Raw genomic sequence first — 17,685 nt, 5'->3', positions numbered from 1 at the left:
GGAAGGAATGAGACAAGATGAAAAAGTGGTTATGTATTGTCTGTGGATGGATCTACGACGAAGCAAAAGGCTGGCCTGCTGATGGTATTGCTCCAGGCACAAAGTGGGAAGATGTGCCTGAAGACTGGTTATGCCCAGACTGTTTGGTTACTAAAGCTGACTTTGAAATGATTGAAATCACAGATGAGGTGATAGAAGCACCTCAAGTTCAAGAAACAATTGAACCTGTGGTGATTATTGGTAGTGGCCATGCGGGTTATCAACTTGCTTCGGCATTACGTGCTCAGTCTGCAGATCTGCAAATCACTTTATTCACGCTTGATGATGGCGCGATTTACAGTAAACCCGCCTTATCTAATGCTTTGGCATTAGGTAAGGACGGTCACTCGCTTGTACGAGAGACCGCATTAAGCTGGGAAAAGCGTTTAAACATCCGTGTATATGCCCATACTCGTGTTGAACGTATTGACCGTGAAAACAAGAAATTAATTACTTCAATTGGTGAATATCCATTTGGCCGCTTGGTTCTTGCGACGGGTGCTTCTCCGATTGTGATCCCTATGCAAGGTGATACCAGTGCAGTCGTGAGTGTAAACGACTTGGCGGATTATCGTCGCTTCCGTTCTATGTTAGAAGGCAAGCAGCATGTCACGCTATTGGGTGATGGCTTAATTGGTTGTGAATTTGCCAATGATTTAGCAGCACACGGCATTAAAGTGACGGTTGTTGGATTAGGGCAATGGCCAATGGGCCGTCTGATTCCACAAGCATTGGGACATGCATTACAAAATGCCTTAACTAAGCTCGGTGTAGATTGGGAGCTTGAAAATAGTATCCGTTCGATACAGGCACAAGGCGATCGTTATCAAGTGACACTGCAAAATGGTCAGGTCTTAGAAACAGACTTGGTATTAAGCGCAGTAGGTTTGAAACCGAATATTTCATTAGCTCAAGAAGCTGGTTTGGACGTTGGTCGCGGAATTTGTACTGGTTTAGATCATCGTAGTAGTGATGCCGCTATTTTCGCATTAGGCGACTGCGCTGAAGTCAATGGTCAGTGGGCGCCATACATCAATCCAATTAACCAAGCTATTCCAGCATTGGTAAACAGCTTATTAGGTAAATCTACCGATGCAACATTAAAGAACACCCCTGTATTGGTGAAAACTCCTGTTCTTCCGTTATCGATTTTATCTCCTGTCGGACAAGGTCAATGGTTTGTGGAACAACATGGGGATGAGTGGGCTGCCAGTTATCATGATGCTGATGGCGTATTAAAAGGCTTTGCTCTCCTCGGGAGTCAATTACAGCAGCAGCGTAGTGAATGGCTTGAAAAGCTAAATAAGAGCAGTGCGGCAGCATAAGGATATAGAACATGATTGCTTTACCCCATGATGATAAAAGTTGCGGTTGGTATACGGCATTACCTGCTGCACAACCAGCAACACGCTTAACAGGCGTTCAAATTGCGGATTACGCTATTATTGGTGCTGGTTTCGCTGGATTGGCTGCAGCGCGTAGACTTGCTGAACTCAAACCGAATGCCCGTATTATTTTGGTCGATGCACAGCGTGTAGCAGAAGGTGCATCAGGTCGAAATTCTGGTTTTGTTATTGATCTACCGCATAAATTCTCACTAGAACATCCAGATCCTGAATTAAAGCAAAAGTTACTCAAGCTTAACCGTGCTGCAATTGCACAGTTAGAGGGATTAGTTAAAAAGCACAGCATTGATTGCCAATGGTCACTAGCTGGTAAATATCAAGGTGCAGTCGGTGAGCGTGGTGAAGCACATCTGGCTCACTTCGCAAAATTGATGACAGATCTTGGCGAACCATTCCGTTATGTAGAAAAAGATGAGTTATCGAAGGTTTTAGGTACGAATTATTACAGTCGTGCAATTTTCACAGGTGGATCATATCTGATGCAACCTGCAGCTCTTGTACGTGGTATGGGGGATCATCTTCCTGAAAATGTAGAGCTATTGGAAGAATCTCCAATTCGTCGTTTGGAAAAGGTCGGTGATCAATGGGTTTTGCATGGTGATAACGGTTCAATAAAAGCACCTAAGTTACTTTTGGGAACCAGTATCTTCACGCAAGAATTTGGTTATTTAAGAAACCGCCTATTACCTGTAATGACTTTTGCAAGTTGGACGCGCCCATTAACTGATGAAGAAATGAAGCGCTACCACGGTGAATTGGATTGGGGCTTAACCCCAGCAGACCACGCAGGTACAACACTTCGTATGACTGCTGACCGTCGTATCTTGATTCGTAACACGTACAAGCACGTGCCTAAATACGGTTCAAGTGTGAACGAAGAGCAGCGTAAAAAAATCCGTGCAGACCACCGCAAAGCTTTTGTTGATCGTTATCCAGATCTTGTAGATGTTCCATTTACTGAAACATGGGGGGGTGTCTACGCCATTTCACGTAACTTCACTAACTTCTTTGGTGAGTTGGATGATGGCGTGTATGCCAGTGCATGTGACAACGGTGTAGGCGCTGCATGGGGCACTATTTCGGGAACCTTACTTGCTGAATTGGCTGTCGGAGTTGATTCCGAACAACTTAAAGATATTCAGTATGTCACAGGTATGCCGAGTTTGAATCCGCCAGAACCATTTTTAGGGATGGGGGTGAAATTCCGTATTGCTTTGGCGAAATGGCAAAGCCGTAGCGAATTGTAAGAGAGGGAGTGGAAGATGAGTGAAGTCCGTTTAGTTGACAGTCAGTCACTGAATTTTAATGTACGTGGTGATACGCCTGGTATGGCTTATGTTGCACGCGCGTTAGGCGCTGATGTATCTCCAAATATGGGTATTGGTTTTGCTCGTTGGGAAGGTGCAGAGGTCGCATGGAAGGTACTGTATGACGAAGTTATTTTCGTCATTGAAGGTTGTTTTGAGTTGACTGCAAATGGTCAGAAATATGAAGTCCGTCCTGGGCAAATGCTGTGGATTCCAGAAGGTACTGAACTGGTCTATGGCGGACATGCTCTGTTTGGCTATGTGGTACATCCTGGGAATTGGAAAGAAATACACGGGATTGCTTAAGGCTGAATCATAGCATTCATCATGCCTATATTGCGTAAACGTTTAGCTTCACGAAGATGCTAAACGTGGTTATGCATGAATGCTAAAAAGTTGATGTGAACATATATCTACACATCAAGGTAATACAAAAATATGGATACGTTGTTTTAATTTCATTACACAAAGGATATGTCAGTAAATGAATCATTTATATCGTAAAGCAACTGTTGGGTTATTTGCGTTAGGTGTAACACTTCCTACTTTTGCAGGTGTCACATTTGGTGATGCGAAGAGTGAACTCGGAGCTTTAACGGTGTCAGGAGCAGTCCGTGCTAATTATCAAGACAAGCATTATGGCGGGCCTGCATCGGATCAGAAAGTTCAGTTTGATGCTGGAATTTTAAAACTTGACTATCAATCTTCTAAGTTGTTTGGACAAGTGCAATATCGTTGTTATCAATACGAACGTTTATGTGATTTCTCAACTTTAGTCGATGGTTATATGGGGTATAAAATTAACCCGACCGATCGTATTACTGTAGGTGTGCAACCGATTCCATTTGGTCCAGGTCAATATTGGGACAGTAGTTTTTATGCCAGTATTAACAACACGATTGGTTTACAAGATGCACATAATCTAGGTGTGAACTATCATTTTGAATTGGATTCCGCAACACAGTTTGATCTCGCTTACTTTGTAACCGATGGTGGTAATTATCATGGTACAAGCCGTGATGCAGCCAGATATACCGCCAATTTAGTTAAATCGTCCGATCCCAATAAAACAGAGCTGCAAGAAAAAAATATGTGGATGGCGCGAGTGAAACAAGAGTTTAACCCGCAAAGTCTACCTGATCTTAAAATGTCAGTAGGTGGAAGCTACTGGTATTCGGATATTGAGAATAACCGCACTTCAGCTCAGGGTTCACGAGATGCTTGGGCACTCTTTAATACTTTGAGCTATAAAAATTTTGCGCTTTCCATTACCGGTGGTGAGATGTCACTCGACAATAAGGATGGTATGAATCCAAATCAGTCGACATTTGGTTCTTTTGATACGGAATATGATATTGCTAATGATGGTTATTTCTATACCGTGGATATGAACTATACCTTTGCGAATGTGGGGGATATGGTCAATATTACACCTTATTTTGTCTATAGCGGTTTTAATAAGAAACAGCATGGTTTTGCTGATTCTGAACGACATATTGCAGGTGTTGTATGGAATCACAAAAATGTTTCTTTATATACAGAATATGTGATGAGTAAAAATGATCCATTTGTTGGCGGCACCTCAAGTTCATTGGCGCAAGGGGATGATGGTAAAATGAATAAACTTTTAAACCTCATGTTTATTTATAGTTTCTAAGTATATGCACTTTATTTTTCGTTCTTACCATAGAGTATAGATCACATTAAGCTCCTGTATTAGGAGCTTTTTGCGTGTTGAATTACAAACAATGGATAATCCAAGATGCTGTCCACATATATTAATTCGTTTGCATTATTTTTTTCCCTATTGAATCCATTTCTAATGAGTATTTATATGATTGGGTTGATTCGGCACACTGAAACGAATGTGTTTAATAAAGGTTTGATTCAAGGTGCATTAATCGCCTATGTGGTTTTTTTATTATTTGCTTGGGGTGGGGAGGCGATATTTAGTAAGTATTTAAATGTCAGATTTGAATCATTTCAAATTTTTGGAGGATTAATTTTTCTTGTTATTGGATACCGCTATGTATTTCAAGGTGCGGATACTATTGGCGAAATGCGTGGTGCACCAGAGCATTTAGCAGGCACCATTGCAATGCCGTTCATGATTGGACCAGGCACGATCAGTGCTGCGGTGGTTACAGGCATGAGCATGTCTATAGGCGAAGCAGCTTTAGTGATTGGGCTAACTTTATTTTTGAGTTGCAGTATATTGATTTTGATGAAATTTTCGCATGATCATTTACGTTATAAACATGCCAAATATATTGATCGCTATTTTGATATAGTTGGGCGTTTATCAGCTTTGCTAATTGGGACAATTGCAGTGGATATGATTGTTACAGGAGTGATGCGTCTAGTTGATAAAATGTAAGACTTCAAAATATCCTTTAGATTAAAACATGCAACTCATTTGTTATTACGGAAGATCTGTCGTGTGAGATTGAGCGCTGAATTTTTTGTCAAATTCAGCTTTTTTGTACATTTCATAGGATGCTTTACTAATAATTACAGCGGGTTCTCGTCCACGACGAGTAATTTCAACAGGTTGACCAGCGAGTGCTTGATCCATTAACGTAGAAAGTTGTGCGCGTGCATTTGAATAATTCCAACTTTTCATCAGGCTATCCTAGATTAAATTTGGCTAAATATAAGTTGTCTCTTATGGGACGTTCAAACGATTTATTCTCAATGCAGGATGATGTTTGGGAATGGACAATTAGGTTTTTCAACCACTGAATTGAGGGTTGATTGGTCTATTGGTTTTATTGAATAAATCGTCCTCTAAAGGCTTATTCAGCAATATAATTCTCAAATGGATAAGCCTACACTTCAAATTTATTGTACAACCAATTTAATTTTTCAATGTTTATGCAACAAAGACTATAGAATCATACGAAAAATAAGTGCTTCACACTTTCTGATTATGTTTTGCTACTTCTAGTACGACATTTGCTGCTAACTGAATAATAAGATTTATCTTAAAAAAAGAAGCCAGATATCCATAATGTGAATAAATCCCATTATGGATACTTAATTCGGCTCACTAAGCATGAAGATTTAGAAAGCCCAAACGAGTTTTAACCAACTGGCATGTCCTTCGGGGCGATTCTCAACATTTGTTTCTTTGAGAAATTTTGCTTCAAGTGACCAATTTTGGTCTGCATATTGGAGAGCAGGACCAATGGCGAATGCTTGCCCCTTAAAGTCAATATTTTCTCCTTTTAAGCTATCTTCCTTGGTTTGTTTAAAAAAGTATCCTTCAACTGCAACTTTGACTTTGGGCTGAATGCGATAGCCTAAACTGTAGTCACCTGCAAAATATTCTCCAGATTTATAATCTGTCGCATCATTTTTACTATTCCAGCTGTAAGAAATTTTCGTGGAAAGATCTAATCCATTTGGGTTGATGTAGCTATATGCAAAAATAGGCCTGATCGTATCGTAATTCTTACCGATATTTGCCCTCACAGGATTTGTTTGATTCGGCGTTTTGTAGTCACCTGTGCCTAAAACCGTTTCTAATGCCGCAAGCCAATGGTGATTATGATGATGCCAACCAAGCATTGTGCCAAGATAAAGGTCTCCTAATCCCTGATTTGAGTCACGTAGTCCATTAATATTGACCTTAAGATCGACCAATGGCTGTGCTGCATACATACCCAGTTGACCATTGGCAATTTGGTAATTGGTCATCCATACGAGACGGGGTACAAGTGCATTTACATCTACATGGAATTCTGATGGACCATCTATAAATTCATTGGCATGGTAATTTTGAAAATAGCCAAGGAAATATAGGCCAGCGGGCGGCAAAGCACCAGCCATGATTCCTTCTGCACCTAAAGAAAATGAGTCTGAACCATTTTCAGTTGCTGATGCTGTAGACAAGTGAAAACTGGTCAGTAAGCCACACAGAAGGCCAGCGATTTTGTTATTCATAGAACGTCCTATTCTGTATTTTTGTTAACGCGAATTACTTTAAATATTTCTGTCTAAAGAGGTGGATTTTCATAATTTGCTTTGCACCTACTTCAGAGTTAAGGTGCAAAGTGGTGAGATTAGCGTGTCTTAAGCCATAGCACGACGACGATCAACTTCAGTCGAAGGGATCGAATCAGTATCTTTTACGAGTTCGATATTGAATGTGATGTGTTTAAATGGTTTGTTCAAACCCCGACGTTGCATTTCAGCTTGATCAGTTACATCTACAGCAGTCGCAACCAAACCATCACGTGTAGCGAAAGCGAAGTCATCCCATAAATATTGATCACCCTCAATGTTAAATTGCGTGGTCAATTTACGGAAACCTAGCGCTGAAACGAAATAATGAACATGAGATGGGCGGTTACCATGGCGACCTAATTTGTTCAGTACAAATTGAGTGGTGCCATCTGACGGGCAGCCATAACCAACGGGCATGGTCGTCTGAGCAACATATTTACCATCCGCACCAGTCAAGATCGTGCGGCGCAAATTGAAATCAGATTGAGACTTATCAAAAAAAGAATAGAGACCTAAACTGTTGGCATGCCATACTTCAACTTTGGCACCTTCAATCACATTGCCATCTGTATCCGCCACTATCCCTTCAATAATTAAAGTATCGATATGATCAGATTCAGAACCATCATCCATACGAGCAAAGCCTACAGATTCAGGTGCACCTGCGACGTAGAGTGGACCTTCAATGGTACGTGGGGTGCCTCCTGTAATACCTGCTTTGGCATCCGCTTCATCTGCACGCAAATCTAAATAATGCTCTAGACCTAAACCTGCTGCGAGTAAGCCTAGCTCATTGGCTTGCCCCGCATCTGTGAAGTATTCAAGTCCTTTCCATACCTCTGAAGGTTGAATATCTAAGTCTTCAATTGCTTGGAATAAATCAGCCAATAAACGAACAACAATTTGTTGTACACGTACATCGACAGGACCAGTCGCCGTATCAACATTCATTTGTTTAACTAATATGTCTATTTCCTGACGGTTCATTGTTATCTTCCTTTGATATCAATAGAGATCCGAATGATCTGGAACGGACATGAAACAGATCATTCGAAAAAGGGCAGAATCATGTAAATGACTCTAGATGCTTGAAGGTTAGAATTTAAATATGTCTGAATAGTGCGGATCGGGATTGTGAAGTTGCACCATCGGCGGCACTCAAGAAACGCTCAGTATGAATATCTTTTTCAAACAAGCGGCTTTGCATCAGGGTTGAAATGGCAGCATCAATCATTGGAGGTGGACCGCATAAATATGCTTTATGACCGCTGCATTTATTTTCAAAATAATCTGCAACAGCTTCATGGACAAAGCCTGTAAATCCGGTCCATTTGTCCTCTGCACGAGGTGCATTTAAGGCAGGGATATATCGGAAATTAGGATAGTCTTTGACTAATTTTTCAAACAGATCTCGGTTGTAAAGCTCGGAGATATCACGTGCACCTTGGAATAGATAAATAGTTCGCGTATCGTTTTGCTCAAGTAAATCTAAGATCATGGATTGAGGACTAGATAGACCAGATCCACCTGCAATGAAAATGACATCTTTCTCATCAGATTTACGTACAAAGAATTGTCCGTATGGTCCTGAAATATGCAGATCATCGCCAATATTTAATTTTTCATGTACATAAGTCGTTGCAGCACCGCCTTGTACTTGACGAATATGCAGCTCAATAATGCCTAGCTCACTTGGCGAGTTTGCGATAGAAAAAGCTCGTGTGCCTTCTATATTTGGGAATTGTATATTGATGTATTGACCCGCTTGGAAATCCATTGGACGGTCAATCTGTAAACGAACACCTTTAATTGTCGGTGAAAGATCAGTAATTTCCAAAACCTTTGCTTGGTAATCTTGAACAAGATAGCCCAAGAAATCCTCATCTTCATCAACATCTGCTTCAATTACCATGTCAGATTCTGGTTTGCAGCAGCAGGCCAAGACTTTATTTTCTTCACGTTCAATATCCATAAGTGCAAATGGTGATGCATCACCTACATCATAAAAACCGTCTGTGACTTTGACTTTACAGGTTCCACAGGTCCCATGCCCACAGGCAAACGGGAGCCAGACCCCTTGACGCAAAGCAGCATCAAGAATAGTTTGATCTTCTTCAACTTCAATACTAGTCCCTAGCGGTTCAATCGTAACTTGATAGCTCATTTCATTTCTCCTTTATACATGACTGCCTTGATAACCATTTAAATTTGGCGTTACAAAGCGCAGGAGTGATTTATGGTCGAAATTTAACTCAGCCAATGTTTTAGAAAATTCCGACTCAAGTGGTTGACGATTCAGGGTGAACTGAACCATAGACCAGTTAATTGCATTGAAATCTGGATGTTGGTTGAAACCTACTTGAATTTGTTGATCAATTAAATCTTGTAAGGTCTGTTGGGGGGAAACCAAGAAGGCGTGTGCCGAGCAAAAAAGCGTATGATGATCCCAGCCGATAAAAAGCAGCATGTTATCGCCATAGTTGCGTTGTAGGTCACGAGGCTCGAATTGATATTTTTCTTGAATAGCTTGTACTGACATGAGAATACTCCTAAATTCCTTGAGTGAAGATCATTCCGTTTAGCGGAAGTTCTTCTTTCCAATCGGTGTTAAGCCACACCTTTCCATTTTTTCCAGCGAATTTGATCGGGTGATCCTTCGATATCCAGATTGTCTGCACCCACGTTCAGTTGGTAATAGTCGCGTAAAATGCTTTCTAAATCTGGGCCGCCACAATTACCTTGTAGAATTTGGTTTACAGGCAGCCATGCTTGAATATATTTCTCTGGTTCACGTTCAAAAATGTCATGACAACCATCTGAACAGGTGTGATAACGTTCACCTTGGTAAATCGAATCACGATAACTAAACATCGTTTGATCGCCATCCATTTCGGTAAAGGTCATTGGAATTTGGCAGACTTGGCAAAGTTGAGGTAAACCTGCGCTATAGAAGCGTTTGCCTTCAGCTTCCATTTTGCGAGCGAGTTCCCAACGAGGACGGTAATATTTGTCAAAGGTGTCTGGGTATTTTGCAGAGAGCCAATCCATTTCCTCATCTGTTGGAATCCATGTGTGGAAACCTGCGGCATGACCGAAGTTGTAGAAAATCCACCATGCCTGATGTGAAACATGTTCTTTCTCTTTCTGAATGACTTCTGAATATTTCGGCATACGAATACCATAACGACTGAGGTCATTAAACAAAGCGCCGCCAGCCTCTTCAAAATAGGTTTCCCACGCCTCTTTCCACGACATCACTTTGTTTGGCAGCATGTAATCCATCATCATACCTACGATTGAGAGCAGACGAGTCCCGCGCCAGAACCATTTATCAATCCATTCTTGAACAATAGGAACGTTGTCTTCGTGTTGTTCCAGCAAGAATTTCACAATTTCCAAGCCAAGCGTCATATGGCGTGCTTCATCGGATTGTGCACTAAATCCAAAAGTCACGGTTGCCATGTCACCGTTATAGGCAGCGCCTGACATGAAAGGAACAAACAGTAAGTTGGTCAGAACATATTCAAAGGCAAAACTGATTGCCAGTAAAAATTCAAAAGGACCCGCAGAACGTGCATCTTCAAAGAAGGATTTTGGTACAGATAAATACCAGACGCGGTCATGCATGTGTGCCCAATCTTGGAAGCCATCAAAGAACTTGTTGTAGTGGCTCATGGCATGAATTTGGGTTTGTACATGACGTAGCTCATCAATGGATTGCATTTGTGATGCAATACGTGCCCCAATGCCTCCAAACTGACGACCAACGTGTGCGTAGCCTTGGTAGGCTTGATATTCCAATGGGGTTACAGCGGTGAGAAATAACTTAAGTGCATTGACATAACGTTCATTGGAAACATTCATCTGCCCATTGTTTTGTGCAAAGGCATCAAAAATGGCATAGAGTTTTTTCTCTTTTTCCGCCTGATATTTCCAGTAGGCATCCATGGTTAGGCGGAAAGGATCTTCCCATTTGGACCAGTCGGTAATTTTAATGCCTTCAAATTCTTCATATGGGAATGCTTCTTTACGGTCTGCATAACTGAAGTCCCAATCTAGGTCACGCGTGAGCATACGATAGCGATCTTTAGCATTCAGTTTCTTTGTTGCAGTTTTGGTTTGACTATTATTCATCTTGATCATCCTGTTCAATGTTTATTCTTCAGTTCTTGATAACTGAGGCTTTAATTCCATTTCAACGTGAAGGTGTCGTCGTCTTCATCAACATTGCCGCCAAGCGTAATCATGTTGAGTTGTAGTTCTTGAATATCCCAATCCTGTCCAAGCTTTTCAGTAACGGTTTCCGCACGGATAATAAGTTCCGAAGTGCTTTCTACCCGAATCATGGCTGGTAAATATTGAACGGTTGCCTCAGGGTTATCTTGTTCAATCGCTTCAATGATGTAGCGAGAGGTATCATTGTCTTGTAGTGCCAAATAAACTTTAGAAGTCATGATTGCAATTCCTTATGCAGCATTTTCAATTTGAGTGAAGCCCGCTTTTTTACTGCGTTCAGTAATCACGGCAAGACCTTGTTCGATATTGGAATCATTAAATGCAAGTGTTGCCCATGAACTAAAGGCATTTTGAACTTGTGGCAATAATTCAGAAGTCCAAGCTTGGATAAGCGCTTTATTGTGTTCTGATTCTGCAATAGCGATTTTGAGAACAGGATCTGACCACTTACGCAAGTCTGTGAGACAGTCCTGCATAAATTCTGTGAGCATGGCGACATCACGTGCACCTTTATTCACTAACAGTTGGTCAAATTGACCATAGACAAGTGATTGCATCAGGCTATCAATTAATAGGTTTTGCAGAACATAAAGTTTGAACCAGTCCTGTTCAGTCAGACTTTCTTCGCATAGTTTTCGTAAGGGTTGCCAAGCAGAATGATTCATCCAGACATCTTTAGCCTGTTGTAAGGACTCACCTGTATTACCATCAATCAACAAGCCAATGCGTGACAGGTATTGCGCCATACCTAAGCGATCCATAGCTGCATAAATACAGGCTTGGGTAATGACTGTGCCATAGCCATAGGCACTGCCTGACATCATGTGTAGATTGGCGGTTTGTTCAACATAACGGAAAGGTAGTAAGCACGAAATTATTTTTTGTTTGACTTCATCACTGATATTTTCCACCAAATTACGTTTGTCAAAAAAAGCATAGTTACTTTCTGCTGTATCTTGTAAACGCGCACGATGTTGCACATAGGCACCATAGTAGAATTGGCGGGGGTCTTTAAATACATACCAATCTTGCATGTGCAAGGCAGTGTGCGTTTTATCATTTAAGGTTTTGTCAGGCTTCCATAATGGACGGTAATGAAAATTGGTAGATGCTTGAATATCAAAACTAACCTCTTGATAACGAGTGGCTGGCTTAGTGCCAAAGCGTCGTTCGATGTAGGCATAGGTTTGGCGAATCGGCTCAAGATTTGAGGTTTTAATTTCTAAAGTCATCACTAGCTCCTTATGAATAAAAGTTTGATCTTCTTGATCACATTACTGGTCTGAGGGGTTGAGCAGGGTGGGTTCAATGCCGTAGCGCCATTTATCTTCTTGAGCATCATTCCAAGCTTGTTGCTCATCCGTCATTTCAACGACTTGGTTTATTTCACAAAAATGCTGAAAAGCCTCTTTAGGTAAGACCAGTTCGACAAAAAGAGTGGGATCATCAATTGCGAAATCAAATTCGATAAATTTGGCATCACGCTCACCCGTAATGCGGATGTATTTCGTGAGCTGGTTAGGCTGAGTGTTTTGGTTCATATGGAACGTCCTTTTGTACCTACACCGAAATCATTTCAGTGCTGTAATTTTTTAGTTGTTATGCGGTATATATCAAAAGGTGTGCCAATTGTTTTAAATACAATAAAATCAACTATTTGAGTTGTGTTTAGAAAGATGGAATATGAATAAATTTCATCTAATCATGAAATTAAATAAGGGTATTTTCATCAAATAATGAAATGCTGAAATCAGATTTAATCCAATTATATTTTGAAAACCACTTAATTTTTTTTCTGATCTGATTCAATTTAATATCGAGATACCTATTTGGTATAACTTTATATTCATAAGAAACTAAAACTTTTCGCTCTGGATTGGGTAAGATGGTGGCATTGACATAGAGCGCCACGGACGGATATTGACTTATGTCTCAAATAAAAGATGCAAAGTTTTATACGCGGATTTTAGAAAAGAATAATGATATTCAGGATTTGCTGGATAAAATCCAATTTGATGTTCAGCACGGTAAAATTTGGTTCGAAGAAAACCGAATGCTGTTGATGCATACCAGCATCATGGGGTATTTACGCAAAGACTTATACGACATGCTCGGTTGGGAACGCACCAAACGCTTTTTTATTCGTTGTGGTTACCAAGCAGGGGTCAGAGATGCCAAGGTAACGTCCAAATTACGTCCGAATTTAAATGAAGCGGAAGCCTTTATGGCAGGTCCACAAATGCATGGCATACGTGGCATGGTTCAAGTTGAAGTCAATCAATTGCAGTTAAGTCATGATGAGCATAAATTTTATGCAGATTTTAATTGGCATAATTCTTTCGAAGCAGAAGTTCATGTTAATGAGTTCGGTGTATCTGATGAACCTGCGTGTTGGATGTTATTGGGATATGCCTGCGGTTACAGTAGCTTTGTCATGGGACAAACCATCATTTATCAAGAAACGCATTGTATTGCTCAAGGTGACCCATGCTGCCGAATTATTGGCAAGCCACTTGAAGAATGGGAAAATGCAGATGAACTAATTCAGTTCATGTCTCCTGATCCAGTATCTGATGAGTTGATTGCATTACAAGCCGAACTGAATGAACTCAAGAAAAATATCTATACGGATATAGAAGCAGACTACACCATGTTTAATTCAATTGGTGAGTCGATTGCCTATCGTAAGGTATGTGATCTTTTGAAAAAAGCTGCTGGCAGTAAAGTTGCGGTATTACTGCAGGGGGAAACTGGTGTCGGTAAAGAAGCTTTTGCCAGAGGTATTCATGAGGCAAGTTTACGACAAGAGCAACCTTTTGTAGCAGTGAATTGTGCTTGTATTCCACAAGATCTCATTGAATCTGAGCTGTTTGGAGTAGAAAAAGGGGCTTTCACTGGCGCCACACAAACGCGAATCGGTAAATTCGAGCGTGCACATCGAGGCACTATTTTCTTAGATGAAGTCATTGAATTATCACCAAGGGCGCAGGCCGCATTGTTGCGGATGCTACAAGAAGGTGAATTCGAACGGGTGGGCGATAACCAAACTCGAAAAGTAGATGTACGGATTGTCACGGCATGTAATGAAGATTTGGAACAAGCTGTGAAGGATGGGCGTTTTCGGGCTGATTTGTATTATCGTTTGAATATTTTCCCTGTAAAGATTCCTCCATTACGCGAACGCCGCGAAGATATTCCATTATTAATTCAACATTTTTTATCTCGTTTTGAAACAATGTACGATAAAAAACTTAAAGGACTGAGTGATAAAGCGAAAAACTTTGTGATGAGCTATGAATGGCCAGGCAATATTCGTGAACTCGAAAATCTATTAGAGCGAGCAACTTTACTCACAGATCATCAACAGGAAATTAAGTTAGAAAGTTTATTTCCGCAGCACTTAGATATAGAAAAAAAATATGACTCTTTTAAACCTAATATTGATGATTTATTAACGGAAAATTTTTCTCTGGAACAATTCGAGAAGGATATTATTTGCGGTGCTATGAATAAGTGCAGTCACAATGTGTCCGAGGCGGCTCGTATGTTAGGGATTAGTCGAGCGACTCTAGATTATCGGTTGAAGAAAATCGCACTCCCTTAAGTTAGATTTTTATGTTGTTTATATTGAGTATTTCTTTTATGCGTTTTTTTATTACGAATAGATTTTCTCAAGTCATGTAGATAATTAAAGTCTGCATCTAAAATGTTAATCTCGTACGACCTATTAATAGATGGGATTCATCTGTACTTTTTTGATTATTGATGTTGATATCAATGCATTTTTGACAATTTTAAAGTATTGAAGACCTTGGGACATTTTACAGTAGCTTGTTACCTTAATCAGGTTTTGTGCAAAGCCTTGGCTAAGACTCAAAAGGGCATTAAGTTTTTATGGTATCTAGAAAAAATAAAAACTTTATTTTTATAATTCAGATGCTTAATCATATTTCAAGGTGCGAACTGAGCATACTATCCGCAATAAACCAAAATATCATAAAGCAATAGTACAAATAAAGAAAATGTAAGGTTGGAGTAACTCTAAAGACCTAATACAACTTGATAAGGTTTAAACCCTTCTAGCACTGCATCAGAAACTAGCTGAATAAAAGGCTCAGTCTTTCCATAAGCCATCCATTGATCCAATGCTTCATAGTAAGCCAAACGATTCTCTACTGTAATCACGCATGGTGGATAACCAGCTTTCATTAGTTCCAAGTTCATGAGTAGACGTGATGTACGGCCATTACCATCAATAAAAGGATGAATACCAACGAAATCAGCATGAACTTTGGCTGCACGTTCAATGGGATGAAATATATGGGCGGCACTATTATACCAATCAACTAAATGAGTCATCTTGTCATTTAATAGAGTGTAATCAGGTGGCATAGTTGTAGCACTAGAGATTAAGACATTCTGTTGGCGATAACGTCCAGCATTATCATCGTCAATATTCTTGAAAATGAGTTGATGGATATTACGAATTTGCCATTCAGAAAATGATTCCTCTTTCCGAATGATATCCTCAACATAGTAAATTGCATTTCTATGATTGATCGCGTCAAAGTGATCTTTTAGTGTTTTACCGCCTACAGCGATGCCTTCTAAAACTACTTTAGTTTCTAGCAGTGTTAGCCTATTACCTTCTATCGCATTTGAATGGTACGTCCAGCGCAGAATAATATCTTCTGATAAATTCTTTATAGTTATTGGGGAGAAGGGACGATGCAGATCTAATTTTTTCTTTAGATCATCAATAGCTTTAAACATTACCCAATTCCTGAATCCATCATCAATGGATGATACATTAAAAAAGAGATGGTGATATGTAATGATATATCATTATATTTATGTGCTAATTTAACGATGCTATAATCGGTACACCATTTCAAATCCTGAATTGGGATTTGAACAAAACTACTTTGTGATTCAATATACCAAATCTCATTTGGGTCAAAATTGGGTCAATGAATTTTTTTATTCAATAAAATAGCTTTGAAATGAATGAGTTGGGATTTGAGTTCAATTGACGCCACCTCCAAAATTCAATTCAGAGAAATCCAACTGAATGTAAAAAAGCCCTTAAAATTAACATTTAAGGGCTTTTTTATTGCCTTGATTTTCCGATTCTGTCCAAAGCTGTTTGACCCAATTTTTGCCTTCTGTGGGTGATTATTGGGAAAATTTACCCAATTATTTTTAGTGCTGAATAGGGTAAATATAGATGAAACTCACCGATACAGAATGCAGAAAAGCGCAGCCAAAAGATAAAACGCTATCATCTCACAGGTGAGAATGGGCTATCACAGTTTGTCATGTTGGCTAAATCTCAGCATTTATAAAGGTAGAGAAATAGCAATCAGAACATTTAAAAACTGGTTGGGATTCTTGAAAGGTAAGACTATTAGTTTCATAGGTAGTGTGAAAATTTTGTGATTTTAATCAAAAAGATACAAATTATTATGATTGTAATTCTGACGGTTAGTGCCTAGTATTCTTCTTGAAGTTACTCCATGTAAGCTTCCTTGGTTTCATCCCATACACGTTTCAGTATGGGATTTTTTTAATCTGAGGGTCGTATGAGCATACATTCAAAAGCGTATATTTTTAGAGAGCAGAAATTACTGGTAGATGAATATTTTCAATTACCGCAGGTAGAACGTCTTCAGCATGATCTGAATCTGTTAGAAAATGGCAAGATCATTGCGCGGGATTTAAAACAGGATGAGCCGGTGCCAGAAGGTTATCAGTTGATTCCGATCCGACAACTGGTACAAGTGTGGAACCAAATCGAATTTGCAGAAGCTAGCCGTGCAGTACAGTTATTAGAATGGCACCGTAATCACCGCTTTTGCAGTAAATGTGGTCATGCAACTTTTCAACATCCTAGTCAGTATGTCATGTGCTGTCCATCTTGTGGTTACAACCAGTATCCGCGTGTTAATCCTTGTGTGATTACCATCATTACACGGGGTGAAAATGAAATTCTATTAGCAAAAAATGCGCGGAACAAATCTCAGATGTACAGTTTGATTGCAGGTTTTGTTGAAGTAGGAGAAACCTTGGAAGACGCTGTACGTCGTGAAACTTTGGAAGAAGTTGGGCTTCAGATTAGAAATATTCAATATCTTGCAAGTCAGCCATGGCCATTTCCAAGCAATTTGATGATGGCATTCAAAGCAGAATATCACGCAGGGGAGATCCAGATTCAGGAAAATGAACTCAGTGATGCTCAATTTTTCAAGTTTGATAATTTACCCGAGATTCCCTTTAAGGGCAGTATTGCGTATGCCATGATTAATCATGTGATACATGGAACGCCTGTAGCAGATGACACCAAAGAATGGCTTTGAAGCAAAGATAAGCGGAATGCATTTTCTGAAGCATCAATCATTGGATTTCGCCATCGTATTTTCACGTTTAGTTCACAGGTCATTTGTTTATCATCCAAGTATCAGGAAAAGTGCATTCACGAACTGAAGTTCAGCGTTTTTCTAAAGCTTGAAAATATATGTTGTTTACACAAGGAAATGACGAGGTACTGCGACTCGACCTGTCGGTCGAGAGTCTAAAACCGAGCGATAGGCGTATTTTTAAATTACGAGGCATTATGCTGATTCCAGCATAAACTGACTCAAAGTATTGTATGCATCTGCGACCCTTTTGCCGAACTGGAACTTCTCTCT

Annotated in this window: 17 protein-coding genes and 1 pseudogene; 8 read left to right on the top strand and 10 right to left on the bottom strand. The window is 39.9% G+C overall.

Annotated elements, in window-relative coordinates:
• Positions 1–17: 17 nt before the first annotated feature.
• The 6 genes and pseudogenes from ACX17N_RS02805 to ACX17N_RS02780 form a co-directional block, all read left to right on the top strand.
• A pseudogene (locus ACX17N_RS02805) lies at positions 18–179 on the top strand (rubredoxin); the annotation flags it as partial.
• Entirely contained in the window at positions 168–1,364 is a 1,197-nt protein-coding gene (locus ACX17N_RS02800) for an NAD(P)/FAD-dependent oxidoreductase (protein ID WP_458891128.1), read from the top strand. The pseudogene ACX17N_RS02805 and the gene ACX17N_RS02800, both read left to right, overlap by 12 nt.
• An 11-nt stretch (positions 1,365–1,375) precedes the next feature.
• Positions 1,376–2,692 carry an NAD(P)/FAD-dependent oxidoreductase gene (locus tag ACX17N_RS02795; protein ID WP_458891035.1) on the top strand — a complete coding sequence of 439 codons (1,317 nt, stop codon included), beginning with the start codon at positions 1,376–1,378 and terminating at the stop codon, positions 2,690–2,692.
• 15 nt (positions 2,693–2,707) lie between these two features.
• Positions 2,708–3,058: a cupin domain-containing protein gene (locus tag ACX17N_RS02790; RefSeq protein WP_153566796.1), complete on the top strand. Its 351-nt coding sequence runs from the start codon at positions 2,708–2,710 to the stop codon at positions 3,056–3,058.
• Between the two features lie 178 nt (positions 3,059–3,236).
• Complete coding sequence (locus tag ACX17N_RS02785) at positions 3,237–4,409, top strand: hypothetical protein (protein ID WP_458891034.1); 1,173 nt, start codon at positions 3,237–3,239, stop codon at positions 4,407–4,409.
• 105 nt (positions 4,410–4,514) lie between these two features.
• Positions 4,515–5,129 carry a MarC family protein gene (locus ACX17N_RS02780; protein ID WP_458891033.1) on the top strand — a complete coding sequence of 205 codons (615 nt, stop codon included), beginning with the start codon at positions 4,515–4,517 and terminating at the stop codon, positions 5,127–5,129.
• A 45-nt stretch (positions 5,130–5,174) separates the two neighbouring features.
• Here ACX17N_RS02780 and ACX17N_RS02775 read toward each other — a convergent pair whose 3' ends face one another.
• The 9 genes from ACX17N_RS02775 to ACX17N_RS02735 all read right to left on the bottom strand — a co-directional run bounded on the left by ACX17N_RS02775 (position 5,175) and on the right by ACX17N_RS02735 (position 12,537).
• Entirely contained in the window at positions 5,175–5,375 is a 201-nt protein-coding gene (locus ACX17N_RS02775; RefSeq protein WP_104500094.1) for a type II toxin-antitoxin system Phd/YefM family antitoxin, read from the bottom strand.
• A gap of 440 nt (positions 5,376–5,815) precedes the next feature.
• Entirely contained in the window at positions 5,816–6,697 is an 882-nt protein-coding gene (locus ACX17N_RS02770; protein ID WP_458891032.1) for a SphA family protein, read from the bottom strand.
• A gap of 129 nt (positions 6,698–6,826) precedes the next feature.
• Positions 6,827–7,747: a catechol 1,2-dioxygenase gene (gene catA / locus ACX17N_RS02765; RefSeq protein WP_458891031.1), complete on the bottom strand. Its 921-nt coding sequence runs from the start codon at positions 7,745–7,747 to the stop codon at positions 6,827–6,829.
• Between the two features lie 115 nt (positions 7,748–7,862).
• Entirely contained in the window at positions 7,863–8,924 is a 1,062-nt protein-coding gene (locus ACX17N_RS02760; RefSeq protein WP_458891030.1) for a 2Fe-2S iron-sulfur cluster-binding protein, read from the bottom strand.
• A 12-nt stretch (positions 8,925–8,936) separates the two neighbouring features.
• Entirely contained in the window at positions 8,937–9,299 is a 363-nt protein-coding gene (locus tag ACX17N_RS02755) for a phenol hydroxylase subunit P4 (protein WP_458891029.1), read from the bottom strand.
• 68 nt (positions 9,300–9,367) lie between these two features.
• Positions 9,368–10,894: an aromatic/alkene/methane monooxygenase hydroxylase/oxygenase subunit alpha gene (locus ACX17N_RS02750; protein ID WP_458891028.1), complete on the bottom strand. Its 1,527-nt coding sequence runs from the start codon at positions 10,892–10,894 to the stop codon at positions 9,368–9,370.
• Between the two features lie 50 nt (positions 10,895–10,944).
• Positions 10,945–11,214, bottom strand: coding sequence for an MmoB/DmpM family protein (locus tag ACX17N_RS02745; RefSeq protein WP_458891027.1), 270 nt, complete (start codon positions 11,212–11,214; stop codon positions 10,945–10,947).
• 12 nt (positions 11,215–11,226) lie between these two features.
• Positions 11,227–12,228: an aromatic/alkene monooxygenase hydroxylase subunit beta gene (locus ACX17N_RS02740; RefSeq protein WP_458891026.1), complete on the bottom strand. Its 1,002-nt coding sequence runs from the start codon at positions 12,226–12,228 to the stop codon at positions 11,227–11,229.
• 42 nt (positions 12,229–12,270) lie between these two features.
• Positions 12,271–12,537, bottom strand: coding sequence for a phenol hydroxylase subunit (locus tag ACX17N_RS02735; protein WP_458891025.1), 267 nt, complete (start codon positions 12,535–12,537; stop codon positions 12,271–12,273).
• 386 nt (positions 12,538–12,923) lie between these two features.
• On the opposite strand from ACX17N_RS02735, the gene mobR reads away from it, so the two are divergent.
• On the top strand, positions 12,924–14,600 hold the full coding sequence (gene mobR, locus ACX17N_RS02730; protein WP_458891024.1) for a phenol degradation transcriptional regulator MobR: 1,677 nt from the start codon (positions 12,924–12,926) through the stop codon (positions 14,598–14,600).
• Between the two features lie 437 nt (positions 14,601–15,037).
• On the opposite strand, the gene ACX17N_RS02725 is transcribed toward mobR, so the two are convergent.
• Complete coding sequence (locus ACX17N_RS02725; RefSeq protein ID WP_458891023.1) at positions 15,038–15,769, bottom strand: Fic family protein; 732 nt, start codon at positions 15,767–15,769, stop codon at positions 15,038–15,040.
• 809 nt (positions 15,770–16,578) lie between these two features.
• Between ACX17N_RS02725 and nudC the strand changes: the two genes are divergently transcribed.
• The gene (gene nudC, locus ACX17N_RS02720; RefSeq protein ID WP_458891022.1) at positions 16,579–17,352 is read left to right on the top strand and encodes an NAD(+) diphosphatase; all 774 of its coding nucleotides are present in this window, start codon (positions 16,579–16,581) and stop codon (positions 17,350–17,352) included.
• Positions 17,353–17,685: the final 333 nt, after the last annotated feature.

This window comes from Acinetobacter sp. GXMZU3951 (assembly GCF_054457875.1).
The sequence above is the reverse complement of the archived record's forward strand: the minus strand, read 5'-3'. Positions and strand labels throughout refer to the sequence as shown.

Coding starts and splice junctions, on each gene's coding strand:
- ACX17N_RS02800 (WP_458891128.1), top strand. CDS start 168: ATGATTGAAATCACAGATGAGGTGATAGAAGCACCTCAAGTTCAAGAA.
- ACX17N_RS02795 (WP_458891035.1), top strand. CDS start 1,376: ATGATTGCTTTACCCCATGATGATAAAAGTTGCGGTTGGTATACGGCA.
- ACX17N_RS02790 (WP_153566796.1), top strand. CDS start 2,708: ATGAGTGAAGTCCGTTTAGTTGACAGTCAGTCACTGAATTTTAATGTA.
- ACX17N_RS02785 (WP_458891034.1), top strand. CDS start 3,237: ATGAATCATTTATATCGTAAAGCAACTGTTGGGTTATTTGCGTTAGGT.
- ACX17N_RS02780 (WP_458891033.1), top strand. CDS start 4,515: ATGCTGTCCACATATATTAATTCGTTTGCATTATTTTTTTCCCTATTG.
- ACX17N_RS02775 (WP_104500094.1), bottom strand. CDS start 5,375: ATGAAAAGTTGGAATTATTCAAATGCACGCGCACAACTTTCTACGTTA.
- ACX17N_RS02770 (WP_458891032.1), bottom strand. CDS start 6,697: ATGAATAACAAAATCGCTGGCCTTCTGTGTGGCTTACTGACCAGTTTT.
- catA (WP_458891031.1), bottom strand. CDS start 7,747: ATGAACCGTCAGGAAATAGACATATTAGTTAAACAAATGAATGTTGAT.
- ACX17N_RS02760 (WP_458891030.1), bottom strand. CDS start 8,924: ATGAGCTATCAAGTTACGATTGAACCGCTAGGGACTAGTATTGAAGTT.
- ACX17N_RS02755 (WP_458891029.1), bottom strand. CDS start 9,299: ATGTCAGTACAAGCTATTCAAGAAAAATATCAATTCGAGCCTCGTGAC.
- ACX17N_RS02750 (WP_458891028.1), bottom strand. CDS start 10,894: ATGAATAATAGTCAAACCAAAACTGCAACAAAGAAACTGAATGCTAAA.
- ACX17N_RS02745 (WP_458891027.1), bottom strand. CDS start 11,214: ATGACTTCTAAAGTTTATTTGGCACTACAAGACAATGATACCTCTCGC.
- ACX17N_RS02740 (WP_458891026.1), bottom strand. CDS start 12,228: ATGACTTTAGAAATTAAAACCTCAAATCTTGAGCCGATTCGCCAAACC.
- ACX17N_RS02735 (WP_458891025.1), bottom strand. CDS start 12,537: ATGAACCAAAACACTCAGCCTAACCAGCTCACGAAATACATCCGCATT.
- mobR (WP_458891024.1), top strand. CDS start 12,924: ATGTCTCAAATAAAAGATGCAAAGTTTTATACGCGGATTTTAGAAAAG.
- ACX17N_RS02725 (WP_458891023.1), bottom strand. CDS start 15,769: ATGTTTAAAGCTATTGATGATCTAAAGAAAAAATTAGATCTGCATCGT.
- nudC (WP_458891022.1), top strand. CDS start 16,579: ATGAGCATACATTCAAAAGCGTATATTTTTAGAGAGCAGAAATTACTG.